Annotated in this window: 30 protein-coding genes and 1 tRNA gene; 16 read left to right on the top strand and 15 right to left on the bottom strand. The window is 60.4% G+C overall.

All coding sequences use genetic code 11. The features are described from left to right. Positions 1-75: 75 nt before the first annotated feature. The 3 genes from BLS75_RS01790 to BLS75_RS01780 all read right to left on the bottom strand — a co-directional run bounded on the left by BLS75_RS01790 (position 76) and on the right by BLS75_RS01780 (position 1,251). A tRNA-Leu gene (locus tag BLS75_RS01790) sits at positions 76-162 on the bottom strand. Positions 163-518: 356 nt separating this feature from the next. Next, positions 519-719, bottom strand: coding sequence for a hypothetical protein (locus BLS75_RS01785; RefSeq protein ID WP_015635906.1), 201 nt, complete (start codon positions 717-719; stop codon positions 519-521). Positions 720-987: 268 nt separating this feature from the next. Beyond that, on the bottom strand, positions 988-1,251 hold the full coding sequence (locus tag BLS75_RS01780) for a DUF1652 domain-containing protein (RefSeq protein ID WP_015635907.1): 264 nt from the start codon (positions 1,249-1,251) through the stop codon (positions 988-990). Positions 1,252-1,603: 352 nt separating this feature from the next. Between BLS75_RS01780 and BLS75_RS01775 the strand changes: the two genes are divergently transcribed. Further along, positions 1,604-2,092, top strand: coding sequence for a P-loop nucleotide/nucleoside kinase family protein (locus tag BLS75_RS01775; RefSeq protein ID WP_015635908.1), 489 nt, complete (start codon positions 1,604-1,606; stop codon positions 2,090-2,092). Between the two features lie 609 nt (positions 2,093-2,701). Here the strand turns inward: BLS75_RS01775 and BLS75_RS01770 are convergent. Beyond that, positions 2,702-3,310 carry an NAD(P)H-dependent oxidoreductase gene (locus BLS75_RS01770; protein ID WP_072450129.1) on the bottom strand — a complete coding sequence of 203 codons (609 nt, stop codon included), beginning with the start codon at positions 3,308-3,310 and terminating at the stop codon, positions 2,702-2,704. Between the two features lie 93 nt (positions 3,311-3,403). On the opposite strand from BLS75_RS01770, the gene BLS75_RS01765 reads away from it, so the two are divergent. The 3 genes from BLS75_RS01765 to BLS75_RS01755 all read left to right on the top strand — a co-directional run bounded on the left by BLS75_RS01765 (position 3,404) and on the right by BLS75_RS01755 (position 5,466). Further along, positions 3,404-4,045 carry a TetR/AcrR family transcriptional regulator gene (locus BLS75_RS01765; protein ID WP_072450128.1) on the top strand — a complete coding sequence of 214 codons (642 nt, stop codon included), beginning with the start codon at positions 3,404-3,406 and terminating at the stop codon, positions 4,043-4,045. A 54-nt stretch (positions 4,046-4,099) separates the two neighbouring features. Beyond that, complete coding sequence (locus tag BLS75_RS01760) at positions 4,100-4,636, top strand: HD domain-containing protein (protein WP_072450127.1); 537 nt, start codon at positions 4,100-4,102, stop codon at positions 4,634-4,636. A 95-nt stretch (positions 4,637-4,731) separates the two neighbouring features. Then, positions 4,732-5,466, top strand: a complete 735-nt coding sequence (locus BLS75_RS01755) for an HAD family hydrolase (protein ID WP_072450126.1) — start codon at positions 4,732-4,734, stop codon at positions 5,464-5,466. Between the two features lie 125 nt (positions 5,467-5,591). On the opposite strand, the gene BLS75_RS01750 is transcribed toward BLS75_RS01755, so the two are convergent. Continuing rightward, on the bottom strand, positions 5,592-6,077 hold the full coding sequence (locus BLS75_RS01750) for a winged helix-turn-helix transcriptional regulator (RefSeq protein ID WP_072450125.1): 486 nt from the start codon (positions 6,075-6,077) through the stop codon (positions 5,592-5,594). Between the two features lie 116 nt (positions 6,078-6,193). Between BLS75_RS01750 and fabF the strand changes: the two genes are divergently transcribed. Beyond that, positions 6,194-7,462, top strand: coding sequence for a beta-ketoacyl-ACP synthase II (gene fabF / locus BLS75_RS01745; protein ID WP_072450124.1), 1,269 nt, complete (start codon positions 6,194-6,196; stop codon positions 7,460-7,462). 64 nt (positions 7,463-7,526) lie between these two features. On the opposite strand, the gene BLS75_RS01740 is transcribed toward fabF, so the two are convergent. The 3 genes from BLS75_RS01740 to BLS75_RS01730 form a co-directional block, all read right to left on the bottom strand. Further along, a complete protein-coding gene (locus BLS75_RS01740) occupies positions 7,527-7,994 on the bottom strand; it encodes an anti-virulence regulator CigR family protein (protein ID WP_072450123.1) in 468 nt (155 codons plus the stop codon). Positions 7,995-8,126: 132 nt separating this feature from the next. Continuing rightward, positions 8,127-8,360: a YceK/YidQ family lipoprotein gene (locus BLS75_RS01735; RefSeq protein WP_011061717.1), complete on the bottom strand. Its 234-nt coding sequence runs from the start codon at positions 8,358-8,360 to the stop codon at positions 8,127-8,129. Between the two features lie 69 nt (positions 8,361-8,429). Continuing rightward, positions 8,430-8,933 carry a hypothetical protein gene (locus tag BLS75_RS01730; protein ID WP_072450560.1) on the bottom strand — a complete coding sequence of 168 codons (504 nt, stop codon included), beginning with the start codon at positions 8,931-8,933 and terminating at the stop codon, positions 8,430-8,432. Positions 8,934-9,129: 196 nt separating this feature from the next. Here BLS75_RS01730 and BLS75_RS01725 point away from each other — a divergent pair, with 196 nt between their 5' ends. After that, positions 9,130-9,375 (top strand): hypothetical protein, encoded by a 246-nt coding sequence (locus BLS75_RS01725; RefSeq protein ID WP_011061719.1) that lies wholly within the window; start codon positions 9,130-9,132, stop codon positions 9,373-9,375. 104 nt (positions 9,376-9,479) lie between these two features. After that, positions 9,480-10,121, top strand: a complete 642-nt coding sequence (locus BLS75_RS01720) for a hypothetical protein (RefSeq protein WP_072450122.1) — start codon at positions 9,480-9,482, stop codon at positions 10,119-10,121. Between the two features lie 134 nt (positions 10,122-10,255). Here the strand turns inward: BLS75_RS01720 and BLS75_RS01715 are convergent, their stop codons facing one another. Continuing rightward, positions 10,256-11,224, bottom strand: a complete 969-nt coding sequence (locus BLS75_RS01715; RefSeq protein ID WP_072450121.1) for a threonine ammonia-lyase — start codon at positions 11,222-11,224, stop codon at positions 10,256-10,258. 227 nt (positions 11,225-11,451) lie between these two features. Here BLS75_RS01715 and BLS75_RS01710 point away from each other — a divergent pair, with 227 nt between their 5' ends. Beyond that, positions 11,452-11,925: a hypothetical protein gene (locus BLS75_RS01710; protein WP_072450120.1), complete on the top strand. Its 474-nt coding sequence runs from the start codon at positions 11,452-11,454 to the stop codon at positions 11,923-11,925. Positions 11,926-12,015: 90 nt separating this feature from the next. Here BLS75_RS01710 and BLS75_RS32300 read toward each other — a convergent pair whose 3' ends face one another. Together BLS75_RS32300 and BLS75_RS01700 are read right to left on the bottom strand one after the other, a co-directional pair. Beyond that, the gene (locus tag BLS75_RS32300; protein WP_011061723.1) at positions 12,016-12,153 is read right to left on the bottom strand and encodes a PA0050 family protein; all 138 of its coding nucleotides are present in this window, start codon (positions 12,151-12,153) and stop codon (positions 12,016-12,018) included. 61 nt (positions 12,154-12,214) lie between these two features. Next, positions 12,215-12,355 carry a PA0050 family protein gene (locus BLS75_RS01700; RefSeq protein WP_003083582.1) on the bottom strand — a complete coding sequence of 47 codons (141 nt, stop codon included), beginning with the start codon at positions 12,353-12,355 and terminating at the stop codon, positions 12,215-12,217. 291 nt (positions 12,356-12,646) lie between these two features. Here BLS75_RS01700 and BLS75_RS01695 point away from each other — a divergent pair, with 291 nt between their 5' ends. The 6 genes from BLS75_RS01695 to BLS75_RS01670 all read left to right on the top strand — a co-directional run bounded on the left by BLS75_RS01695 (position 12,647) and on the right by BLS75_RS01670 (position 17,106). Beyond that, complete coding sequence (locus tag BLS75_RS01695; RefSeq protein ID WP_015635918.1) at positions 12,647-13,120, top strand: hypothetical protein; 474 nt, start codon at positions 12,647-12,649, stop codon at positions 13,118-13,120. A gap of 120 nt (positions 13,121-13,240) precedes the next feature. Beyond that, a complete protein-coding gene (locus BLS75_RS01690) occupies positions 13,241-13,402 on the top strand; it encodes a DUF2986 domain-containing protein (protein ID WP_072450119.1) in 162 nt (53 codons plus the stop codon). A gap of 444 nt (positions 13,403-13,846) precedes the next feature. Beyond that, on the top strand, positions 13,847-14,410 hold the full coding sequence (locus tag BLS75_RS01685) for a hypothetical protein (RefSeq protein ID WP_011061726.1): 564 nt from the start codon (positions 13,847-13,849) through the stop codon (positions 14,408-14,410). 25 nt (positions 14,411-14,435) lie between these two features. Next, entirely contained in the window at positions 14,436-14,831 is a 396-nt protein-coding gene (locus BLS75_RS01680) for a hypothetical protein (protein WP_011061727.1), read from the top strand. A 531-nt stretch (positions 14,832-15,362) separates the two neighbouring features. After that, positions 15,363-16,049, top strand: coding sequence for a class I SAM-dependent methyltransferase (locus tag BLS75_RS01675; RefSeq protein WP_011061728.1), 687 nt, complete (start codon positions 15,363-15,365; stop codon positions 16,047-16,049). Positions 16,050-16,056: 7 nt separating this feature from the next. Further along, positions 16,057-17,106, top strand: coding sequence for a hypothetical protein (locus tag BLS75_RS01670; RefSeq protein ID WP_072450118.1), 1,050 nt, complete (start codon positions 16,057-16,059; stop codon positions 17,104-17,106). A 260-nt stretch (positions 17,107-17,366) separates the two neighbouring features. On the opposite strand, the gene BLS75_RS01665 is transcribed toward BLS75_RS01670, so the two are convergent. Both BLS75_RS01665 and BLS75_RS01660 read right to left on the bottom strand, forming a co-directional pair. After that, positions 17,367-18,860, bottom strand: coding sequence for a DUF1254 domain-containing protein (locus BLS75_RS01665; protein ID WP_072450117.1), 1,494 nt, complete (start codon positions 18,858-18,860; stop codon positions 17,367-17,369). 35 nt (positions 18,861-18,895) lie between these two features. Beyond that, positions 18,896-20,350, bottom strand: coding sequence for a DUF1254 domain-containing protein (locus tag BLS75_RS01660; RefSeq protein ID WP_065364231.1), 1,455 nt, complete (start codon positions 20,348-20,350; stop codon positions 18,896-18,898). A 327-nt stretch (positions 20,351-20,677) separates the two neighbouring features. On the opposite strand from BLS75_RS01660, the gene BLS75_RS01655 reads away from it, so the two are divergent. Continuing rightward, positions 20,678-21,721, top strand: coding sequence for a hypothetical protein (locus BLS75_RS01655; protein WP_011061732.1), 1,044 nt, complete (start codon positions 20,678-20,680; stop codon positions 21,719-21,721). 154 nt (positions 21,722-21,875) lie between these two features. Then, positions 21,876-22,256, top strand: coding sequence for a hypothetical protein (locus tag BLS75_RS01650; RefSeq protein WP_011061733.1), 381 nt, complete (start codon positions 21,876-21,878; stop codon positions 22,254-22,256). A 27-nt stretch (positions 22,257-22,283) separates the two neighbouring features. Here BLS75_RS01650 and BLS75_RS01645 read toward each other — a convergent pair whose 3' ends face one another. Together BLS75_RS01645 and BLS75_RS01640 are read right to left on the bottom strand one after the other, a co-directional pair. Continuing rightward, positions 22,284-23,516, bottom strand: a complete 1,233-nt coding sequence (locus tag BLS75_RS01645) for an NADH:flavin oxidoreductase/NADH oxidase family protein (protein ID WP_072450116.1) — start codon at positions 23,514-23,516, stop codon at positions 22,284-22,286. Positions 23,517-23,604: 88 nt separating this feature from the next. After that, positions 23,605-24,684 carry a saccharopine dehydrogenase family protein gene (locus BLS75_RS01640; protein ID WP_072450115.1) on the bottom strand — a complete coding sequence of 360 codons (1,080 nt, stop codon included), beginning with the start codon at positions 24,682-24,684 and terminating at the stop codon, positions 23,605-23,607. Positions 24,685-24,751: the final 67 nt, after the last annotated feature.

The raw sequence follows: 24,751 nt of genomic DNA, 5'->3' as shown, positions 1-24,751 counted from the left end.
GCAAACAAAAATCCCCAAAGGCATTGGCCTTGCGGGGATTTTTGAGAAGGCTTGGTAAGGCCTGAGAATCGAAAATGGTGCCCGAAGCCGGAATCGAACCGGCACGCCCTTACGAGCGGGGGATTTTAAGTCCCATGCGTCTACCAGTTTCGCCATTCGGGCGGTAGCGCGATAACGCGGCACTGGAACATTCAATCGGCATCAGCCCGTCCAGTGCTTGAAGCAGGGAGTGGAATATATACATCCAGTCCTTGTGAAGCAAGGTCGAAGCCGGCAAAAAAACCCGGTTCCCAACTCGCTGTCGAGGGTAAAAAAACACGATAAATCAGAGATCTACAGCGTCATTCCGAGGTTCAACCAGGGGCCGCACAGCCTCTCGCCAACTCCCTCAGCGGCGGCAAGACTAACATGGCGCCATAAGCCAACCAACTGATTTTTAAAGACTTATCCTGAAGTGACAGCCTCGGACGAAGCTCCTGCCAGCAATGTCCAGGAAGAGCTTCCTCCCCTGGCAGCCCTCAAGCTTGCGCGGAAAAACTCAATGAGAGTTTGAGCGCGTCGTCCTTGGCGACCGCCTGCTCGGCCTCCAGATGCGCCGCGAACTCCTGCTCCACAGGCGCCTCGGGACCTTTGACTTGAGCAACCGAGCGGTTGTGTTCCAGTACTTTCGAGAGTTGGGCGTAGCTGTAGTTGGCGGGAGGCGTATTGCCGATGTTCATGAAGACCTTCCTTGAATGGGTAAAGACCAAGCCAGGTGCAGAAAGCCTCGGGTACCGCCCGAGTTGCGCACCCTTGGGTGAAAATGGCGAGGGAGGTTAACAGCTACAACCGCAAAGACGTACATCAAGCGCCTGTGGAGTTCGCCCAGTACAGATGACCTCGCCATCCATGAACCGGTAAAGAGTCATAGATACTGGGCGAACGCTGTAACGCTATGCCCTCGCAATGACATGTTCAACTGTCAGCAATGCGCGCCTCCCCGCCCCCTCAGCCGGCGTAGTGGGTGAAGGCCCCGGCAAAGGCTCGGCGCCCTGCCCGCAATTCGGTACGCAGCTCGCCAATCAGATTGGAAATGTCGCGCACGCTGGTGAGTTCGGCAGTGGAGACGCCGGTGAGCAGCAAGTCCACCCGGCCCGACTCTGCATCATAGATCTTGATGGTCAGGGAGCCGTTGGGGTTCAGGGCGCAGGCGCAGGACAGCGGGAGAAAGCCGGACTCCAATATGTGGCAAAGCTCGCTGGTAGAGAGCATGGCTTCTCGCCTGTATGGGGGAGGTGAAGTTTGCCCGTTCAGGATAGGCCTGTATGCGCGTTTGTGTATCAGAAAAAACACAGAGAAATGTTAACTACCCCGCAGTTATCGAATGCCTGCGCAATGCCTCAGCGCTTCGAAATGATGGAGGCTTGTGCATGGCCGGGCTGTTTTTTTTCGTGGCGACTCTGTAGTTTCCACAACATGAACCCGATCCCCCGGCCTGGCCTCGCAGCGATTATTACCCCCTTCATCAGCAAGGTGGGCTAGCGGCCGTCCAGGCTGTCAAAAACCCGCCTCGGAGGCGGGGTTGACCACCACTCTTCTGAGGCAACTACCCCAGGAGAAAACCATGAAGCACTCATCACCCGCCGTACTGCATTTACTGTGCGGCAAGATCGCCTCGGGCAAGTCCACCCTGGCCAGGCAGCTGGCAGAGGCGCACGGCAGCGTCCTGATCTCTGAAGACCAGTGGCTGGCAGGCCTGTATCCGGAGCAGATTCATTCGATTGCCGACTACCTGCTCCACGCCCAGCGCCTGGCAAGTGTGCTGGAACCGCTGGTGATCGCCATGTTGCGTGCTGGAACCTGTGTCGTCCTGGACTTTCCCGCCAATACCGTCGCCCAGCGAACCTGGCTGCGAGCGCTGGCGGACCAGGCCGGCACCCCTCATCAATTGCATGTACTGGATGTAGATGAAGCCCAGTGCAAGGCAAGGCTGCGCGAGCGCAATCGTCTGGGCGATCACCCGTTTGCCGCCAGCGACGAGCAGTTCGAACGGATTAGCCGCTACTTCGTGCCGCCTCAGGAGGAGGAAGGGCTGCACATCGTCCGGCACTAGGCGTATCGGCAGTCACGGTCGGGTGAGCCAGGTGCCCGATCGTGAATCCTGTGCATCCAGCCCATGGGAAAAAGCGGCCCGTGACAAATTCCAGGCAAAAAAAAGCCCAAGTAGCTGATGGACACTTGGGGCTAAAAATGCATAAACCGTGGTAGGTGAACGCAGAGCTATAGTAACGGAATCGTACATTCTGTAACAACATATTTTGAGAAAAAAACCACAAATAAAACCACCTAAGTCATTAAATATCCACACTTTTTTTGAGTCTTTGGATTTCAGGACAGATTTCTGGAAGGCCTCCATCAGTGTTGGAGCCGCGAAAAAAAGGTGCCAGCCTTGCACCTGCAATGCTTCGTGAAGCATTCAACAAAATAGCGTTGAAAATTCACAGAATCGCAACAGACAGATAACAGCAGCCACCTTAAATTGCCGGCACCCGTCCGAATGGAATGTGCCGGTATGAATGAATTTCTTGATGCCCTGCCCTTGCTGCTCTGCCTGACGACCTTCGCCTGGTGCTGCTGGGGCTAGAACCAGCCCAACCTTCGACCGCGACCACCGCCCGCCCCCCCTTCCCACCCTGCCCCTCTGGATATGCCTGGCAAAGCCTTACGCCGGCTCGGCGAGCCTGTGGGCGCTGAACAAGGCCTGCCCGATAGCCCGGGCCCTTTGCAGATTGGCGGCTTGGGCGCCGGACTCCGACTCGTACAGCAACTGCGACGTCAGCACACTGGCCCCGCAGTAATCGAAGATCCCGTGATCAATCTGAGCCTGCATCGCTTCGAGGTAGCGGTGACGCTCATAGGTACCGGCATCAGCCCCAGCCACCCCCACCAGATGCACCCGAAGGCGCCCCAGCTTTTTCACCAACCTGGCATCGGCCTGGAAATCAAACGCCCAGCCATTGCTGAACACCCGGTCGATCCACCCCTTGAGCAGCGCTGGCATGGACCACCAGTAGACCGGATAGACCAGTACCAGAGCATCAGCGCGATCGACCCGGGCCTGCTCGGCGAGAACGTCCACAGGAGGGGTGACCTGGGTTCTGTGTACCGCAATATCTGCGGCGCCGAAGCGCGGCTCGAAGCCTTCGCTCCAGAGATCGGCAATCTCGAAGGAGTGCTCCGCAGACTCGGCCAGGCCTTCGGCAATCTGCCGGGCAAGGCTGTGGGTCAGGGACCTGGGGTCGTGATGGGCAAAGACAAGAAGTGCGTGCATGGCGACTACTCCCACAAGCGCATTGCGCTGATTGCAGAGGGTTTATATACTTTTAGTAAGTTACGACCAACAACCTACCTTTGGTATATAAGCATGTCAAGCCGCCAGAACACCGATACCTCACCGCGCCGTCGCCTGACACGGGAACAGCGCCTGCAGCAGTTGATGGGCGTGGCCTGGCAGATAGTTCGCGAACAAGGCACCGAGGCCCTGACACTGGGGCACCTGGCAGAACAGGCCGGTGTCACCAAACCCGTGGTCTACGATCATTTCGACACTCGGGCGGTACTCCTGGCGGCCCTCTACCAGGACTACGATCAGCGTCAGACCGCACTCATGGAGCAGGCGCTGGAGACTGCCAGCCCCACGCTGGCGGCTCGCGCCGATGTGATTGCCGCGTCCTATATGGATTGTGTGCAACGCCAGGGCCGTGAAATCCCTGGGGTGATCGCCGCCCTGGCCAGCTCGCCGGAGCTGGAGCAGACCAAGCGTGAATACGAGGCCACCTTCCTGGAAACCTGTCGAGGTGCCCTTGAGCCCTTCGCGAACGGCGCCGTGATAGGCACCGCGGGCCTGCGGGCCATGCTCGGCGCCGCCGAAGCGCTGTCCCATGCCGCCACACTGGGAGAGATCAGCTTCGGCCAAGCCCAGGAAGAGCTCTGCGACACCATCGTGGCCATGATCGAAAGAGCCCGCGCCAGGCAACGCACGCCGGCATCCGGCGCTTCCCGTTAATTGTGAACCGACTCTTGAAAACACGCCCCGAAGGGGTACCGCAAGGACGCTGCAATGCTATTGACCCAACTGGAACTGCTGGACGAACTGCTGCAACGCTATCGCGGCGAGCTGGGCAAGGATTTCACCGGCTATCGCAACCATGTGTACCGGGTCATCAACTTCTGCCACCTGCTTACAGGCACTGATGCCCTGCAGTTGCAGAAACTCTCCATTGCCGGAGCCTTTCATGATCTGGGGATCTGGACCGCCGGGACCTTCGACTACCTGCCACCCTCGTTACACCTGGCCGAAGCCTATCTGGAGGAAATCGGCAGGCTGGAATGGGCAGCCGAGGTGCTGCCAATGATTGAACTGCACCACAAGATCACCCCTACTGCCGCGCAGCCGGATAGCCTGGTGGAAGGCTTCCGCCGCGCCGACTGGATTGATGTCTCCCTGGGCATGCTGAGCTTCGGTCTATCGCGCCAGGATCGGCGTCGAGTGTTTGCCGCATTTCCCGATGCCGGCTTTCATCTGCGCCTGGTTCAATTGTCCGCCAGACGGCTGTTGACCCGTCCCTGGAACCCCCTTCCCATGCTGCGTCTGTAGACCTGTAGCAGAAGCCTCCACTCGGAACGCGTAGACTGCAGCAATCCCAGGCAAAACCGGCCGCGTATCCACGGCCGCCATCAATGAGAACACCCATGCCGCCCCACCCGCCAACCGGCCCCCTCGCCCCCACGGGCTTGCCATCCCAGGCCCCACAATCCGTAGCCCAGGCGCTTGCCCCGGACACCATCGGGATCAACCCCGATGCCAGCCAGGTGCTCTCGGTGTTCGATTTCGACGGCACCCTGACCCGCCATGACAGCTTCGTACCCTTTCTCAGGTTTGCCTTCGGCCACCGCCAGTTCAACCGGCGGATACTCGGCCTGGCCCTGCCCAGCCTGAGGTTCCTGGTGCGCCGGGTCGATCGCGACCAGCTCAAGGCGCAACTGATCAGCACCTTCCTCACAGGCGTCGAGGCCGCCTGGCTCCAGCAGCGGGCAGAAGCTTTCTGCCAGCAGGCCTGGAACCGACTGATGCGCCCGGCGGGCGTGCAGGCGGTGGCCCAGGAGCTGCGCTCAGGCGCCCTGGTAACCCTGTGCTCTGCCTCCCCGGCCCTGGTCCTGCAACCTTTCGCCACACGCCTGGGGATCAGCTTGATCGGCACCGAACTGGAGGTGGTCGACGGCATACTGAGCGGGCGTATCACCGGCAACAATTGCCGTTGCCAGAACAAGGTCCTGCGCCTGGAAAGCGTCTACGGTCCGCTGAACCAGTATCGACTCCGGGCCTGGGGCGATACCCGCGGCGACCGTGAGCTGCTGGCTGCAGCCCAGGACGCCCACTGGCGGCACTTTCACCCTTCCTGGCGGCGCGGGCAGCGAGCACGCTGAGACGCCGGCCAGCCTGCGGGCGATAACGCCCTGGCGGCCACCAGCCAGAATCTGCTGGATACCCCAGAACCTGGCCGCCGCACAGCAACCCGCCACACCCGCGGCATCGAACCAGGCGCCAGGGCTCAGACAGCCGTAGCCCCCAGGCGCTGGCGCATGCTGGCACTGGCCGCGGGCCCGGCTTGCACCGTGCACGCCTGCAATGCCACCAACCGGCCGCTGGCGACCTCCGCCATCACAGGCTGTACCGCAAGCCCGGTTTCCCGCTCGACAAGTTGCACGCTCTCACCTTCGGGAGCGTAGTGACGATTGCCCCAGGCCACGAAAGCCATGAGCACCACGCGAAAGTCCTCGCCCTTGGCCGTGGGCACATATTGATAGCGCAGAGGGCGCTGGCTGTAGGCCTCACGCACGAGCAACCCATCCTCCACCAGGGAATTGAGACGCCGGGTCAGCATGTTCGGGGCGATCTCCAGGCTGCGGGCAAACTCGTCGAAGCGCCGCAAGCCATGCAAGGCATCGCGCATGATCAAGATGCTCCACCACTCCCCCACCCGCTCCAGGCCTCGGGCGATCGGACACTCGGCGTCAATCAGACTCTTTCGTTGCATGGCTGGCTCCTGCACTGCACCTCGGTAATTATGGATTCGGATGTTACTTTCATGATGATAGTATCGTCCACGTTTCGTTGTTCCCCAATCACGTACGCTGAAGGAGCAGGATCCGCATGAGCAAACGCATCGTAGTCACCGGCATGGGCGCAATCACGCCACTGGGTTGTGGAGTCGAACAGGTATGGCGGCGCCTGCTGGCAGGCCAGTCCGGCATCCGCTCGTTACCGGAAGAACTCATCGGCGAGCTGTCGACCACCATCGGCGGCCAGGTGCCCGACTCGCTCCAGGACCCTGAGGCCGGCTTCGACCCGGACCAACTGCTGGCCCCCAAGGAACAGCGCAAGATGGATCGCTTCATCCTCTTCGCCCTGGCCGCGGCCGAGGAGGCCCTGGCCCAGGCCGGCTGGAAGCCGGATACCGCAGAAGCCCAGGAACGCACGGCCACCATCATCGCCTCCGGGGTGGGCGGCTTCCCGGCCATCGCCGAAGCGGTACGCACCACCGACAGCAAGGGCCCGCGCCGCCTGTCGCCGTTCACCATTCCCTCGTTCCTGAGCAACATGGCCGCCGGGCACGTGTCGATCCGCCATGGTCTAAAGGGCCCCCTGGGCGCGCCGGTGACCGCCTGTGCCGCCGGGGTCCAGGCGATTGGCGATGCCGCGCGAATGATCCGCGCCGGGGAAATCGACATCGCAGTGTGTGGCGGTGCAGAGGCGGCCATCCACCGGGTCAGCCTGGGCGGCTTCGCCGCAGCCCGCGCCTTGTCCAGCGAATTCAACGACACCCCGGAACGCGCTTCCCGTCCGTTCGACCAGGCTCGGGATGGTTTTGTCATGGGTGAAGGCGCCGGCCTGCTGGTCATCGAGGAACTGGAACATGCCCTGGCCCGCGGCGCCCGGCCCATCGCCGAGCTGGTGGGCTACGGCACTAGCGCCGACGCCTACCACATGACGGCCGGCCCGGAAGACGGCGACGGCGCCCGTCGCGCCATGCAGCAGGCCCTGCGCCAGGCCGGTATCCAGGCATCCCAGGTGCAGCACCTCAATGCCCACGCCACCTCCACCCCCGTGGGTGACAAAGGCGAGCTGGCTGCTATCAGAACGGTGTTCGGCACCGACAGTGGGCTGGCCATCAGCGCCACCAAATCCGCCACTGGCCACCTGTTGGGTGCGGCCGGAGGAATAGAGGCGATCTTCACCATCCTCGCCCTGCGCGATCAGATCGCCCCGGCCACCCTCAACCTGGAAAACCCGGACAGCGCCGCCGCAGGGCTGGACCTGGTCAGGGGGCAGGCTCGCCAACTGGCCATGCAATACGCACTGTCCAATGGCTTCGGCTTTGGCGGGGTGAATGCCAGCGTGCTGTTCAAGCTCTGGGAATAGCCCTTCGGGTCAGGGCTCCCTGCCGGGGTTTGAGTTGCGATTGGCTGAAACCCCGGCAGCCCCATCAGTTCAACACGTCATTCAGCACTTCGTAGATAACCCCGCTGGCAATGGCCACCAGGATCAGGTCTGTACCGGCCTGCCGCCACTCATACCCCTCATAGCGTGGCAGTTGCCCGAGCAGCCGGCTGTCCAGCTTCTTGGCTATGCCTGGTGGAAGGGGCTTGCCACGGGCCAGGCTCTTCTGGATACCGGGAGGCAACGCCGGTCCCGGGCTCCAGTAATCACGGTGCCCACCCAAGATGCCGAGCACGTTGCCACGATCAATGCTCGGGCCATGGCTCCAATCGTCAGCAGCAGGTTTCTTGCCCTTGCCGTGGCCCTCCCGGTTGCCCTGGCCACGATCATCCTGGGCGCCCTGCTTGGAATGGCCTTGCCCCTTGCCCCCGCCCGGATCGGCCAGTACCAGGGGGGAAGCCGCAGCCAGGAACAGGCAGGCAAGAACGGTAACAAGCGGACGCGATGTGTGCATGGTGGTTCTCCTCAGGCAGCGATTGCCAGAATCAACTCTAGACGGCCTTTCTAACCTCGGGTCGCCCCCGCTCCTGAGCACGGATCGGCCCGCCCACTCACCTGACCGTTCAGCCCAGCTGAACCTCCAGAATCAAAGGCTGCAACTGTGCTGGTATTCAAAGGGAAACATCAGCGTATCCACCACCCCGGAAAACGGCGCATCCAGCGCCAGAAACGGCCAGAGCACGCCGTTGTTTTCCTTTGCCAGCGCCCAGTCCATGCGCACGCCGATATAGGGACAGGTGTAGGGAGTGGTTCGGGTCATCAATGCCGTGCACCCGCTCAGCCCCAGGGTCAGCACCAGCCACAACAGACTACGCAACACGTAACGTCCTTAATACTTGCGTCGGAAAGCACCATGGGTGCTGCATGACCAACGCTTCAGAGATCGAGATCAAGCCTTGTAGTCGCAATGGATCTGCAGGCTTTCGGTAGGGTTGCGATGAATCTGAAAACCGCACTGCCCCAGGGTGGCCTTGACCTCCTCCACTACCGCCGAGTAACGCGCCTTGCGCTGTTCCTGGCGGGCCGGCGAGGTAAACACACCCAAGGGCAGAAAGCGCAAGCGCTTGCCATCGAGGACGATGGACAGGTCGACATGAGTGCCGTCCACGTCATGGCCATTGGAGCCGAAAATATCCTCCAGCTCCTGCTTTCGCCGCGGGTAACACAGGCAGAAAAGCCGGATGCCCAGCCAGCGCGACAGGGTTCTGAAAAACCCCAGGCAACTGCTGTTGGGTTCGTAACCCCGGGTTACCAGCAGTTGCACGGAGCGAGGCAATCTCGACTGCACCTCAAGCAGTTGGGCGAAGACCCGGGCATCTATCGAGACCTCTGAAGATGGCCAGCGTGGCCCTATCTTCAAGCCCTGGTGATCACCCTTTTTCAAAATCAGCATGCAGATCAAATCTGGTTTCCAGGCGGACCAGAATGGTACACAGAGCGGCCCCTGAGCGCTGGAAAATCGCCGTACAAAAAACCCGCTCACCGACGCAAATCCCCCCTTTTCTCCCCGTGACAGCCCACCGACGGTTTAGTTAAACTGCTAGTGGCTCATAGCCATTACCCTTCATCACAGTGACCGCAGGGGCTGTATGTACGACTTAACGAATCTGGTCATTGTCGATAGCCGCTTCGGCTTGAACGTCTTGCAGGTCACCGCGGACCTGGTCGCCGGGGCACTGGAAGAACTGCTGCAAAATTGCGCAAGCGGCGCGAACATCACCCAGAAACTGGATTACTCCATCCTGAGCATCTACCAGGACAAGCTTGAAGCGGCCATCCGCGATATGAGCCTCCCGGTCCTCCCCATGCTCAGTGCGGCCGACAGCCTTTGCTGACAAGCCGCCAACAGGGGATGGCCGGGCTGAGGTTTCCTGGCAACGCCTGAGCAAACCCTTTACATTGCTCGCCGGCCCCTCCTCTTGATTAAGGACAGATCAACATGAAGCTTGTTTACGCCCTCTCACTTGCAGCGCTGGCCCTGGTTGGATGCGACAAGAAACCCGAGCCGGTGGCAACCGGCCAGGCAGGCGCTGCCGCCCAGTGCTTCAAGGACACCGATTGCAAGGGTGATCGGATCTGCGAGACCGGCAAGTGTGTATCGCCACAGGCGGCTCCTGCCCTCGGCGAGCGCCCCGCCCCGACAGTCGCCACCCAAACGGCCCCAGAAGCGCCCCGGGTCAGCTACGTACCACTGATCATCAGCGGCGACGACATCGGTGGCGTATTCACCACCAGCACCCGCGAAATGGGCGGTTCGGCCATCAACTATGTATCCCGCGCCGGTGTCGTCAACGTGATGGACTACGTGGTTGAAGACCCGGACCTCACAGGATACGTCGCCGTCGAGAAAGCCTATGCCTTCGGTGGCAAGTATCTGCTGGTGGTCTCCACCGGAGAAGGTGGCGCCAGCTGCCCCGCCACCACCTACGCCTTCACCTTTGACAGTGCCTCGGAATCGGTGACCGGCAAGATGGAAATCAACAACTGCTCGGAGCTGGTCGAAAGCCTGGCCGATGGCAACAAGCTGATCGTCAAGAAAGAAGACGTGCAGCACGTTTTCTACAATGGCGATGTGAAGTAGGACCTGCACGGCTGGCTGGCCAACCTGGTGCGCTGAGGGGGCTGCTCGCCCCCTCTCAGCGCCGGAGCGCGTACGTCAGCCAGCACTCGCTTTCGATAGCGAGAGACCTGTTACAGACATCACCCTGGGAATGTTCAGGAAATTCCCGCATAGGTAGCCCATTTCGTCATGTCTTGAAGGGATATGTTCCCACCACAGACGACAAGGCCAATAACCGCGTCGGCAGGCAGCCTGGGCGCGGTGGCAATGACCGCGGGCACAAGCGCGCCAGAAGCCAGCTCAACCCATTGCCTTGCCCCTTGCGCAAAGGACAGCATGCCCTTGATCGCCTCTTCGTCAGGGACCACAACCATGTCTTCGACATAGTGGCGAGCGTGGGCAAACATCAGCTCGTCGATAATCGGAACGCCAAGGGTGGAGACGATCGAACTGACGTCGATATCCACCGGCCTGCCCGCCTGCAAGGCCTGGCTCATGGAGTGTGCGCCGGCGGTCTCTACGCCCCAGACCCGGATCCCCGGCTTGATCGCCTTCAAGGCCGTGGCCACCCCCGCCAGCATCGCCCCGCCGCCGACCGCGACAAACACGTCGGTCAGGGACGGGCAGTCGGCAATGAACTCAAGGGCCAGTGTTCCATGCCCCTCGGCAATCAGCGTGTCGGCGCAATCGTCGATCACCCCATAGCCCTCTGCCTCCAGGGCCTTGGCCCGGGCAAAGGCGGCATGCACATCCGGTTCGACAATGACCGTACTGCCGGAGGCGCGAATGCGTTCGACCGACGAAGACGGCGCGCTCTCGGGCATGATCACCGTCACCCTGGCGCCGAAGCGCTTGGCCGCCTCGCCGATGGCAATGCCGAAGTTACCCCCACTGACGGCGACGAAGTGGCTATCGCCCAGGCCCTCCTGCAACGCCGAGAACTTGTTGAGTACCCCGCGGGTCTTGAATGAACCACCGGCCTGCAGGTTTTCAAGCTTGAGAAAGACGGGTCGTTCAACCATGCCTGCCAGCATTGAACTTTCCACCGTCGGCGTACGAACTACCGATCCATCTATCCGCTGCGCTGCTGCAACGATGGATTTGAAATCAATCAGCTGAGTCATCTGGGGCCAATATCCTTGGTCTGAATGTGTGCAGGACTCCCAACGTCCGTGCCTGGCCAGCTTCGCCAGCCGCGATGAACGCTACAGGACAAACCGGGGAATGCGCCACCTATTCAAGAGTTATGGACAGCCGATGAGCTACCTGGAGTAACTCATGGATCATCGCTGCAAAAACAGCGTCGCCCAGTGGTAGGCTACCGGCCCTCCACCATCAGGAAGCCTTCCCAGTGACGCCCATCATCTGCGCCAACGAGTTCGACATCTGTGTTTCCATGCCTGACTTCGTCACCTGGGCGCAGGACGAGCCTGTTCCCAACGCCGATCTGGCGGCGGCATTGAACACCCTGGGAATCGCTCTCGACATTCGCAAGCTGTACACCAGCTACTTCGACGAAACCCCGGTTGGCGCTGGCGACGTCCACATTTATCCGGGTACCGAAAGTGCAAGCCTGCTGGTCATCGATCTCTACCGAGACCCCACCGACCAACTGGATATCGTCAGTATTTCGTTGAAGATAGAACCTCTGTTGCTGCCCTTGGTCCTGCCTCATCTACGAGGTTTTTTTGATGCTGCCGAGTGCCAGGTCGCCTTCAGGCAGTCCAGCCATTCACAGCAGTTGCGCGCGCTGATCGATGAAACCCGATACCCCGCCCCAGCCGATGAAAACGGCTATCGGCAGCAGCTGATCGCCCATCTTTGAAGAACCGGCCACAGGCGCTTCGGCACCTGCCGATCAGGCCCAAGGCAGAAGCAGGCCCGACCTGGGCCGGGCCTGCCATTGGCAACTAGCTCAAGGGCATTCGCAGGTGGACGGACCGAATACCGGGCCGCTGCACGGATCTTCGGACGGGCCGAACACCGGGCAAGAAGCCTGGGCCGTCAGGGTGAAGCCCCACAGCAGCAATACCGCCAACATCACTTTTTTCATTTGCGACCTCCTGGTCAGTCATCCAGTCACCCATGCCCCCTGACGAGGGCACGGACATTCATCAAGGGCATTCGCAGACCGTAGGCCCGAGCACCGGGCCAGCGCACGGATCCTCTCCCGGCCCCAGCACCGCGCAGTCGGCTTGCGCCGTCAGCGAAAACATCCACAGCAGCAGCGAAGCCGCCAGCATTTTCCTTTTCAACCTGACCTCCTTGGTCGAGACCTCGATAGTGTTCTGTGCCCTGCTCCGTCACCAGAGGCGGACACAGGCCCCCTGTATGGCATGACGCAGGCTCAGTCCGCGCGCCCTGCCGCCGGGCCCGAGACAGCAAAGACCACTGCCGGCGATTGCGCCAGTGTGGCGTGTTGTCGCGCCTGTATGGCCGGCGCAAATCAGCGCACGGCGGCTCTTCAGCACAATCCTGCACTGGCCATGCCGATATTTTTCAGATTATCTTTTGCCGAAAATCCAGGAACACAAGGAATCTGTGTCATGCCTTCACTCAAGCTCGTATGCCTTGCCCTCACGGTTCTGACCATCAGCGCCTGTGCCATCCCAACAGCGAAGACCGAACCTAACGACGTCGAGATCGCCGCCCAGAAACTGGTGGGGCAGCCGGCCAAGAATGCGTTTCAACTGTTCGGCAGGCCCGACCAGGGCATGGGGCCTTCTTCCTACGGCAGTGGAGGTTTCTACCTGTGGAACCGGGTGCAGACCCATACCACGCCAGAGAAGGTCTTCGTGCAGACCGGCGTCGAGTACGTCGGCCAGAAGGAGACCTGGGTAGGCATTGGCGGTGGCGGGGTCGGCGGCATGATGCCGGTGGGGAGCGAAGCGGTCTATCGCAAGACCGGGTATGAGGAAAACCGGACAGTGCTCGATTACTTCTGCAGCATCACCCTGTACACCGATAGCCAGAACATCATCACCGATGCCAGCGTAATCGACTGCAACAGCAAGAAGTGATCGGGTGCTCCAGCTAAACAGGGCCGCCCCCCAGTCTTGTGCAACCAGGGTTCACCCCGGGTGGCCGGCCTGCCCCCCTTAGCTGATATCATTCGGCAACTTACCCGCCGAGTCGCACACATGAATCGCCGCAAGAAAATCAACCAACTGCTGAAGGCCAACGCCAAGAAGGCCAGTGCCAAACTGGCACCGAAGAAGAAGTGCACCTACATCAGCAAGGCCGATCGCTTGAAGCTGGCGGCTGAAGCCGCTCAAGACCCGGTCATCGCACCCGAAAGCTGATCCAGCCCCCCCCCAACTGCCTTGGCCGCCGTAGCACACTGCCCCCTCCCTGAGCGGCCCTGGCCTTTACCTGAATTCACCCTGCCCCCTCAAGCCTGAGCGCTCCATCGACCTCCTGCGGCCTGCCCTGGGATAGCTGCAAGCTGCAGTTTCCGCGGCCCTGCTCGATAGCAGCAATACGCCATTAGCACATTTGCCCTAATCGACCCACGACGCCCGGCGCACCTATATTTCTACCCTTGAGCGGCCCACCTGCTGCCACGAACAAAAAACTCGAGGAGCGCCCTCTGGTCATGGCAGCCACTCACCAGAGTTCGCCCTGCCCATCGCCCGATACAGCCCCTGAGCTTGGCCACTCACTGTCTTGCCAACGGACTGAGTTGATTTTTCTTCACCCGCAAGCACCGCCTCCAGGTGCCCACCACAGCAAAGGATTGTTGCCCTATGCTCACCTCCCTCAGACCCTGGCTGCCCGCCTTGCTGCTGTGCAGCCCGCTGGCTGCACAAGCGGAAAGTGCCCCGGCCGGCGACTTCTGGATGATTCATCACCAGGGCAGCCTCAACAAGAACGAAGCCTTCATCGTCGACGGTGAACCTTCCAACATCTTCCTGCGCAAGGGCGGTGTCCGTTCGCTGGGCGTCTATCAGCTCTACGAAGAAGGCGGCAAGCCAACGATGACCGCGTATGACGTCGAAGTCGACTGCGCGAAGAACCGGGTGCGCCTGAACGGCGCGCAGAACTACAGCAAGTTCTTCAACGACTTGCGCCCGAAGAAGGTTTCCACTCAATGGCAAAAGCAGCCCGAGCCCTGGATAGCCCAGACCCGGGACTTCCTCTGTCATCCGGAGCAGCGCCAGGCGAAGCAGATGTATCCGCTCGGCAAGATGCCTACCTCGCAGATGATTTCGGCCGCTCCGGGGCTGTTCCAGTTAATGAATCACGAGCACACCAAGACGGCCATCCTGAAGATCGTCGACCAGGCATTCGATCAAATGCCCGCCAAATGAACGCACTATTTATGGAGAACGTGCGATGAAAAGACTGCTCGCACTGGGAATAGCCGCCATCCTGCTCAGCGGATGCTCGGCCATTCCGACCCTGCCCGAAGCCCAGGCCCGCAACTACTGGAAGAACCGCCCGGTTGGCGAGGCGATCGAGCACTTTGGCGTCCCCAACCAAGTCGCCACCGCCCCCGAAAAGGACTGGGTGGTACTGATCTATAAACGCGACACCTCGTACACCTCACGCGAAGCGCTCGGCACCTACACCGGCCCACAGAACGGCCAACTGGTACACGCTGAATACTGGGGCGACGTGACCAACTCAGCCAGCTGCGAAATCCGCGTCGCCATCAACCGCGCCAGGCAAGTGGACTACCTGCTGACTCGAGGCCGATGCGCCGGCATAAAGCTCAAGCCAGAAGCCTGACCCTCCTTGACCCGCCCCGGGTGGCCAGAGCCACGCCGGGCCAGGGGGCTGTTCCTGGTCCATGGCCAACCTCCATAGAGGCGGCACCAGCCGATCTACTGGGCGGTATAGCTCGCATGGCATCGAACAACCATTCCAAATTTGACCTGTCGCCACTGCTACAGCACTATCCGCCTGCCGAAAAACGTGTAGGGGTCGTGCTCGATGGCAGGGCGGCGAATTACGCTGCCACGAGCTACTCCCGCAGGTTCAAATGGCGGGCTACCGGCTGATCAATCTGCAGTCACCCCGGACAGCGCAGGGGAGGCTCGCAGGGGAGTATCGCAAGACCCAAGGTTGGCTTGGCCAGTGTCGCCTTGCCCGGCACGGTAGCGGGCGAACACTGCAAATGATTGTTGGGAGCTGTACGTGGGCGACAGTTACCTGGCAACAGTTTTTATGACAAGTTGAGCCCCCTAGGCCCCAGGGTGTTCACGTACTAATCATTTATTTACGGTGCCTGGAGTCCGGGCATTTAGTGCCGAGGTATTTATGGGATTGCTTGATAGAGATTTTAGGTTGGACAGTGGTGAACGACTCACCGCATTGCACCCGGATGCACTCCCGCCCGATGCCATCGCTCGCTATGAATTCGCACGCGAGGTCCTCGCCGACCTGCCGGGGCCGCTGCTGGGCGCCGATATCTTTTGCGGCAATGGCTATGGCACTCATCTGCTGGCGCAATCCCTGCCCTGCTTCATGCACGGCATCGACGGCTCGGCCGAGTCCATTGACCTGGCTAACCGCAATTATGTCGATTTGAACGTACTGTTCAGCCAGAAATTTTTCCCGTTTTCACTGCCAGCCAACCACTTTGATTTCATTGTGTCGATCGAGTCCATTGAGCACGTCGAGCAGGGCGAAGCGTTCTTTGGGCTGATGGTCCATGCATTGAAGCCCGGCGGCCGATTGATTATCTCCGCACCCAACTCACAGGTTGTGGACCTGAGCAAAAACCCCTACGCGTGGCACTACAAGCACTACACCGTGGAAGAGTTCCTGAGCTTGGGCGAACGGCATGGTTTGACCCTGATGACCTGGTTGGGGGCCGACTGCACGTTGGTCAATCCAAGTAGCGGAAAGGTGGTCTCGGGCAATTACTACAGCCCCCATAGCGGTGCTTTGACCGCAGGCCGTATCGGCGATACGCAAACTTTTTACTTCCAGAAACCACAGTGAGCCCGGCATGACTGTTCGCAAGAAACTCTACTTTATCGGTTGGGATTACAGTACGCCGCGATCAGTGCCCTTCAAGCGCGCGTTGCAGGATCTGGACTTCCCTTGGGAACCGGTGGCGTTGGTGCACGACAAGGTACTGATTGATGCCGTTGATGGCATTCAACTGATGACCACTGAAGACTTCCTGGCGCAATGCATTCCGGGACAAACGACGGCCCTGCTGTTTTCTCACGATGAGCAGCAACGCAGTCTGTGGCAACGCCGTGGTCGTGACCACGGTATTCAATGGGTCGACCAGGGCGAGTTGCTGATGGACTACGCCGCGCTGTTGAGCGACAGCGGGCGATCCCGGGATCTGGGGACGATGATCCTGCCGCAGGCATTCGACTCGGCAGCCCGTGACGCACTCAGGGCTTTTTGCGGGTGCTGGCCTGACGCGAAGTCCAACCAGACCTTCGAGGCGTATCTGAGCTTTCTTGATACCGGGTTGGCCACTCGGCTGTCCGAGGTCATGCAGCCCCTGAGTGAGCATCCGTTTTATCAGGCTGCCGCTCAAAGGCAGTCCATGCAGCCTTGCGAAACTGAAAACACCCTGGTTTGGGAGATCGCACCCAAGCGTACGGCCTTTCTTGAGCAAGCCGTATTGCAGTCCCCGAGCAAGCGCGTCAATTACGCATTCTCTGCAATGAATGCCGCAGGCATTACCGGCGAGGCTGCCAGGCTTAAATTGCTACTGCAGGGCCTGGGTATTTCACCTGCTGCGTCCTCCGTTCACAGCGAGGGTGGGGAGCTGTTCCAGACAGGCGTCGACGGCTTCGATTTGCCGGATATCGCGGCGCCGCGCAAATGGTTGCATCTGCAGGTTGATGATCCCGTCACCCTGCTACAAGCGCTGTCTCAGCACACTCGCGAGTTGCTGGCACATGTGCGAGTAGGTCTGCGCCCGACGCAACTGCTTCAATTGCTGGAGCGTCATCCCATCGACAGCATGACATTGATCTGCGACAGGCCTGGCCCACTGGGATTACAGGTGACAATCAATATAAAGGGGCAGTGAGCGAACTCCCCGCTCTGTGCAAATCACCCACGGGTCGACAGTCACTATGGCTGTAATCGTCCGGCCTGATCCCAACGTTCAGGGAAATGGTGTCCACCTATTGAAGTGGGCACCATTTAGCCTGATTCAGACATAGCTGACGGCTATTAATGAATGCTCAACGCTATCGCGCAGAGGGTTCAACGTACCGCTCACCGGCTATCATTCGAAAAGCATTGCTCGCATTGGCCGTCTTATCGGGCACGACACGAGCACACTCATCACTGCTTGAGCAAATCACTCGGTTTCCAGCTCTGGTCAAAGAATGCCTGCTTGGGCCCGTAAAGCCGCACGATCACCAGGAAGCCCTTGTCCGGTACGGTCTTGATCCAGTTCTTGCCCTCGCCCGGAGATTTCGGGCCAAAGTAGATATCGGTGGAGCCGTCGCTGTTCTGCACCGGCTTATCCATCTGATTGAGAGACGGGAACGGCTGGCCGTTGTCCAGGCCCGAGGCGGTCAGGTTGTCGTAGGCGGTCACCGACCAGAACAACGCCGCAGGTACATTTGCCGGCAGGTTGAGCTTGTAGGTCTGGGCACCGTCGAGGAACTTGCCGTCGGCATCACGGGTGGTCGCGGGATACTTGGCACCGGCACCGACCATGTTCATGACCATGCTGGGGCTGTCCGAGTAGGCCGAAGTGAAGAACGCCACCCGCTGCTCAAGATTGGTGAAGCTGCCACTGGACTGAAACTCGGTGTTCTCCCCGGCGAAGGTATTCACGTATTGCCGATCTTTGTAGTACAAGCCGCCCGGTTCCTTGAGCAGCAAATGGCTGGTCACCACCTTGCTCATCTTGAACGCGGTGCGCGCCGCTTCATCGAGCAATTTGCGCCGTTGCGCATCCGGAGCGAAGGGCTTGCCCTTCTCGATGCCCAAGGTGTGCAGGAAGCCACGCATGTCCATGTCTGCCGGGTCCACCGCTTCGGCGTCAATGAAGCGCGACAGCATGTCGAAATAGCGACCATCCTCGGGAAATAGCATGTTGATCGGTGCGCCGGTGGCATCGGGGAATTGCATCGGCAGCGCCGAATCCTTCTTGCCCAGCGGATAGATCTTGGTGCGCTCGACTTCAGCCACCGGCACGCTGAGGTCTTTCGGATCCTTGAAAAAGGTGCGCCAGAACAGGAACACGTTGTTGGTGCGCGAACGATAGACGTATCCCTCGGTCGGCTCCGGCCCCTTGTAGTCCGGCGGCAACAGCACGTAGGTGCCGCCCTTGCCCTTGTCGGGGCCAGCCAGGCCGACGTCACCGCGCCAGGTCTTGCCGTCGATGGTCGGCCCAACGATCGGGCGCTGGAAGAAGTCGTCGAACATGCCCTGTACACCGGGCGGTGCTTCGACCACCAGGGGACCGTACTTCTGCAGGTCCAGATAACTCATGGCGTAGACCAGATCGGAGTTCGGCGTGGTCACCAGCGTCTTGGCATTGATGCGTTTTTTCCAGGTGGGCAGGATGTTGTAGCCAGCACCGAACTGTTTTTCCGAGGCCTCCTTCATCGACCAGATGTTGATCGCCGGCAAGGCCCACAGGTACGACTGCACGGCGCGCTGGAACACCAGCTCATCGATCAGGTTGCGTGCAGTTGTCTCAGTCGGGAAGCCCTTTTCAAAGGGCTGGTTGGCCAGTTCCTCATAACGCGTCGCAGCATTGGCCAGGCCGCTCAGGGTAATGGCTGCGGCCAGGGCCGTCAGGGAAGTGCGCAAACGGTTCATGGGCTGTCCTTATGAAACGCAGTTGGAAAATCGGTTCAGTTGACCTTGACCACCGCCGGTGGTGTCCACTGGCCGTTCATCGCAGCGGCTTCCGGCCAGTAGGCGCGAACGTATAGCGAGAAGTCGGCGCCCTGGGGCGCGGGGAGCCAGTTGCTTTCCTTGTCCGCGCCCGGCGAGTCGCTTTGCACATAGAGTGTCAGCGAGCCATCGGCATTGCTCTTGAGCGCTTTGTTCTTGGTGCCGAGGGAATAGCGTCCCAACGGGTTTTCGGCGAAGAAATGCTGTTGGTTGTACAGCGTCAACGACCAGAAGCCCTTGACCGGCGGCAGCGCACCTTTGGGGAAGGTCACGCTATAGCGCTGGGCGCCATTGAGCCGAGTACCGGCCTCGTCCAGGTCCTGGTAGAAATACTTGGTCTCGATCTGCTTGTTGACGAAGATATTCGACCGGGCGACTGCCGTGCGCAGGAAGTAATCGGTACCAAACGCCGCGCCGTTGCTGATGGTGCTCCAGTGATGCGGCAATTGCTGGCCGTAGTTGCGAAACTGCAACAGCGGCTTGACCACCTCGCTGTCAGCCTTTTGCGCTTCGTCGATCATGGCTTTTTTCAGCTCGGGGTCGCGCTGGGCGATTTGCGCCAGCACCGCCAATTGCGCATAGCGCGCCTCTTCACCCGGTAGCGGCCTGGCGTCCTTGAGAATCGCCGGCAGTTCATCAAAGAACTTTTCCGGGAGCACCCAGCGGGTCTCCTCGTCTCCCGATGCCTCGGCAGGGAATTTCGGCGACTTGCTCCAGTCACGCTGCTTGAGTTTGCCGTCGTACTTGGACAGCGGGTACATATCGATGCCTGACAGATAGGGCTGGATGGCCTTGCGATCTTCGGCGGTATCGTCCTGGAATACCCGCGGGATCACGAAACCGGTGTTGGTCTTGGCGCGAAACACCTGGGCAATGCCTTCCGGTACCTTGCCATTCCAGTCCGGCCCCACCAGTAGATAGAAGCCCGGCTTGGTACCGTACATCTTGCCCAGTTCGGCGAAGCTGTCGGAGCGCAGGTCCACCAGTTGATACACCCAGAAACGGTCGCCGAAGTCCGGCACCTGAATCACCACAGGCTCGATATCCAGGGCAATGCTGCCCGCACCGTAGACCACATCCTGGTTCGGGCAGGCCACCAGTCGCTCGCCAGGGGAAATGTAATCGGTGAGCATCGACAGATGGTTGATCGGTGCTACGGGCACGATACCGCCCATCAGTCCCGGCTCCGGCAGGTCCTTGAACTTCTGCCGGCGGTTGAAGATATTGGCCATCGGCCAACCCCAGAAATACGCTTCCCGCGCCATCATCCGTACGTAGGTTTGCGTGACCTTCACATCGGCTTCAGGCCCGGAGACCTGCGCCATCGGCGAGGTTTGCGCCTGCACAAGCATCGCGGCGAGCATCACTGACGTAGCAATCAAGCCACTGATGAATACGGGGGCTTTCTTCATGCGGCTGCTTCCTTGCTTGAGTGTTTTTTTGGCGAGCGAATCTTTTGCGGCAAGATTGATCGTTGAAAAAACTAGCAGAGGATCCGGGTTCTGCCAGAGAAACGGACAGCAATTCGCCCTCTCCCTGCCTCTAGCTGCGCAGGTCGTTATGGGCCTGCGAAGTCGAATTCGCACAGCGTTCAGAGTTCGATATGTGAGGTGAATCACAGCGTATTCTTGCTCTTTGCGCATGCCATCGGACCGGCCTTCCTAAATATTGCGCTCTACCCTCAAACCATTAATATTGCTGTTCAACACCCCCTGCCAACGCCCATCAAGGATTGATACATGAAACTGTTCCGGCAGCGCTCTGCCCTACCCGCCGCGTTGCTCCTCGCTCTTTCCCTCTCCGGTTGCGTCTCCGATCTCGATTCGGGTGCCTACGGCAGCATGGACGATCCGCGCTACGCGCAGCTGTTGGACCAGGTGGACGCAGCACTCAAGGCGAACATGGCGGTGGTGCTGGTGGCGGACGTGATGCCGCACAAGTCGCTGAGCGATGCGCTGACCATGACTCAATGGACGCCGACGGTGATCTGGGAATACGAGAAGGATCCGAAGGTGACCTTCGGCCGCAAGTTCCAGACCAACGCGCTGCAGAGGCCGCCTGGCGAAACCTACCTGTTCAAGGCCTTCGAGGTGCACATCCTGCCACCGGGCAAATACTTGCTGACCGGCGGCGACGACTACCAGATCCACGGCTTGCTCGACCAGGTCGGCGCCCGCAGCGGCCCACCCGGTTCGGGCCATGGCGCCAACGGGACCGCCTACCTGTCCCCCGAGCTGTACCGCGAGTACTACAGGGAAGAGGTCTGGAAGGACGCGACCTATGGCAGCGAGACCAAGACCGAAGGTGTCTGTACCGCCGTGCTCAGGGCTTCGGGTGCCTGCGTGAGCTGGGGTGAACAGCAATATACCCAGACAACGGCGCTCTCCCCGGGCGGCTATTACCAACAGACCGATTCTCGCGACGTTCCCGCGATCAAGGTCCAGGCGCGCCTGCCGGTCGACAAGGCGCTTGCCAGTTTCACCATCCAGGGCGGCCAATTGCTGCTGGCCCCACGCATGCACCTGAAGACCCCTGGCTACAAGTACCAGCAGTCGAAGTGCCGAGCGATTGACCCGAAGAAAATCGAGTGCCCTCTCGACAACCTGACCGTCTATACCTGGCCGGCGCCCATGAGCTTTACGCAGAATCTCATCGAGCAGCGCAACCTGAGCGAGAAGCACCGGCAGTTGCTGTCCAGGCTCCAGCCCATGCAAATCACGCCGCTGGGCAAGCAAGGCATGGAAGATCCCATCTGGGGCGTGCCGTTGTCACTGGCCAAGTAAGACAAGTCCGGGGGTATGGGCGTCTCATCGAATACCGTGTCGAGCATGCGCTCGGGGGCCTGTTTGCCTGAATTCGGCACGCCCCCAGTGCAAGCCCTGCCACCCCGATGGGGCCGACTGCCCACTTGCCCCTCCTGGCAATTGGAACGCTGCTATGAATAAACGTGTCCCCGCCCTGATTTTCTCATCCGCCTTGCTGGCCGCATGCGGCCCCAACAAAATTGTCTACGACCTGCCTTCACCCAGCGGGAAATATCATGTGCAAGTACGCCAGTGCCCGCAAAGCGGATCCATCACTTGGAGCGAGAAGCTCCAGGTCTCGGTACTGGAATCCGGCGTATCGGCAGCCTGCCAATCTGCGGTGCAAGCCTTGGCTCAGTTCGACGCCAATGAGGCCGCAAGCCAGCTCCAGCTCGAATGGATTTCAGATACTGAACTTAGGGCCTGGCTGCCAGGCTTCAACCTCGACTACGGGCCATCATCGGCAACCTACAAACACGACAATCCGGTCAAGGTGACTTTCTCGCCCAAATAATGAGCGCTGGGTTTGCGAGGTATCGACTTACATCGAACGCTTCTCTACCCAACGTCGATATTGGCGGGTGCGAAAGGCCATGGCGAGTTGTTGCAGCACCAGCGCACGCAACGGCGACACGCTCGGATCGGTTTTTTTGGCCCGGCTGAGTTTGCGTAATTGATACTTGACCACCGCCATATTGGCCAAGGCCGCAATGGCCTTGTTTTTCCAGGTGATCGGCGGCAGTTGCGGCGTACTGTCTTTGCCCAGCAGCCAATCACGGGGCAGGTGCGGATCGATGGCCAACGCCGTGCCGATCCCCACCATGTCCACGCCACTCTGGACGACCATTTCAGCGATCGGACGTCGCCGCACTCCCCCTGTGACCATGACCGGCATCCTGGCGACGGTGCGGATGTCACGCGCAAACTCAACGAAATAGGCCTCGCGCGCCAGGGTACGACCGTCACGGGCTTCGCCCTGCATGGCCGGCGCCTCGTAGCTGCCGCCTGACAACTCAACCAGATCCACCCCCAGCTCGTTGAGCAGTTCAACCACCTTCCGGGCATCGTCGGCGGTGAAGCCTCCCCGTTGAAAATCGGCGGAGTTGAGTTTGACCGCCACCGCAAAATCGGCAGACACCACGGACCGTACCGCCTTGACGATTTCCAGCAGCAGGCGCGCGCGGTTTTCCAGGGAACCGCCCCATTCATCGGTTCTTTGATTGGTCAGCGGCGAGAGGAACTGACTCAGCAGATAGCCGTGTGCGGCGTGGATCTCCACACCAGTGAACCCGGCCTGCTCACCCAGACGCGCGGTACGGGCGAAACGCTGGATGACATCATCGATCACACTCGCAGTCATCGCGTGAGGCGTTGCGAAACGTTTGGACATCTTGCCCAGGTCCAGCGGTATGGCCGAGGGTGCCCAGGTTTTCTGCCCGAGGTTTGCCTGCATCTGGCGGCCAGGGTGGTTGATCTGCAACCAGAACTGCGCGCCGCCGGAACGGCCAATCCGCGCCCAGCGCTTGAACTTGTCCAGTTGCTGCTCATCTTCCAGCACCACACCGCCGGGCCCGGTCATGGCACGGCCATCGACCATCACGTTGCCGGTGATGATCAGGCCCGCGCCACCCTCGGCCCAGGCCTGATACAGGCGCATCAGTTCTTCGGAAGGTGCCTGGTCGGCATCGGCCATATTCTCTTCCATGGCGGCCTTGGCGATACGGTTCTTGATGGTCGAACCGTTGGGAAGCATCAGGGTATCGAACACATTCATGGGGGTAGCCCTCAGTGGAGATGGGGCCACCTTAAGATTGAAGTGAACTTTAAGGTCAATAGCCTTTTGCAACTTCACCCAAGAATCTTTACTCGATGTTCAAGGCGCCCGAGCCGGGCAGCTTGGTCACTAGATCAGCCCCCAGCAGCTTGGCGGGCGTGTAGGCCCCACCCATCGGACGCACCTGCAACAGGTGACTAACCACACTCAAGGCGGCATGAATCGTCAGGCTGTAGACGTTGGTGGTATGCACCCGCGCGACCTTGCGATCGCCCCGAGCGTTACGGGCCTCGCCCCACACATAGGTGCCTTGGTCGGCACGCTTTTGTTCGTCCGGACCCACCACTGTCTTGCCGATGCGCTCCTTGAGCAGCCTCTGTACCCAGGACCACCCCAGCAACGGGCGGATGAGGTTGGCGAATCTGGCACCGCGGATCATGCCGGCAGAGCCCGGTATGAACACTTCGATATTGGGTATGCCGGTGGTGTGATAGGCCGTCGAGATATCGCCCCAGGGAATAGTCATCGAAAGTTTCTCACCGGCGCCGAAGTCGATACGCCGTACCCGATACGCCAGCGGCACCGAGACGATCCTACCGTCACGACGGACCTTGCCGCCCTGCGCCATGCCCTCGATGGAGGTCTTGGCAGTACCGGGCGAAAAGCTGGAGCGGGAATCGAAGCCCAATGCCAGATGCGTGGCATCCGGCAGCGCGTCTTTCAGTGCGGCGGCGACACAATCGGTCGGGACTACGTCAAAGCCGACGCCGGGGCAAATGACCACCCCCGCGGCTCGCGCCCGCTCATTCAGGGATTGGGCATGTTCGAATACGGCGATCTCGCCGGTAATGTCCAGGTAGTGCGCACTGGCCCTCAGGCAGGCTTCGATCATCGGTGCCGCGGTGGCTGAAAACGGCCCCGCGCAATGCAGCACCAATCCAAGCCCCTTGACCTGCGCAAGCAAGCGCGCATCGTCATCCAGCCCGAACACCCGGGCTTCAAGGGCCAGCTCCCGGGCCAAGGCTTCGACCTTGTCGCGATTGCGCCCGGCCAGCACCGGCCTGAGCCCGCGCTTGACGGCGTCGCGAGCGATCAACTCGCCGGTATAGCCATTGGCGCCATAGATCATCCATTTCATCTGCGTATCCGGGTTGTCTTGCTGACTCATGCGTTGCTCCAGACTGGATTGATAACGTGCGTTATTGCCTTGCCCCTTGCGCATCAGACGCTAGCGT

It is taken from the genome of Pseudomonas sp. NFPP12 (assembly GCF_900103205.1).
Classification (GTDB): Bacteria; Pseudomonadota; Gammaproteobacteria; order Pseudomonadales; family Pseudomonadaceae; genus Aquipseudomonas; species Aquipseudomonas protegens.
The sequence above is the reverse complement of the archived record's forward strand: the minus strand, read 5'-3'. Positions and strand labels throughout refer to the sequence as shown.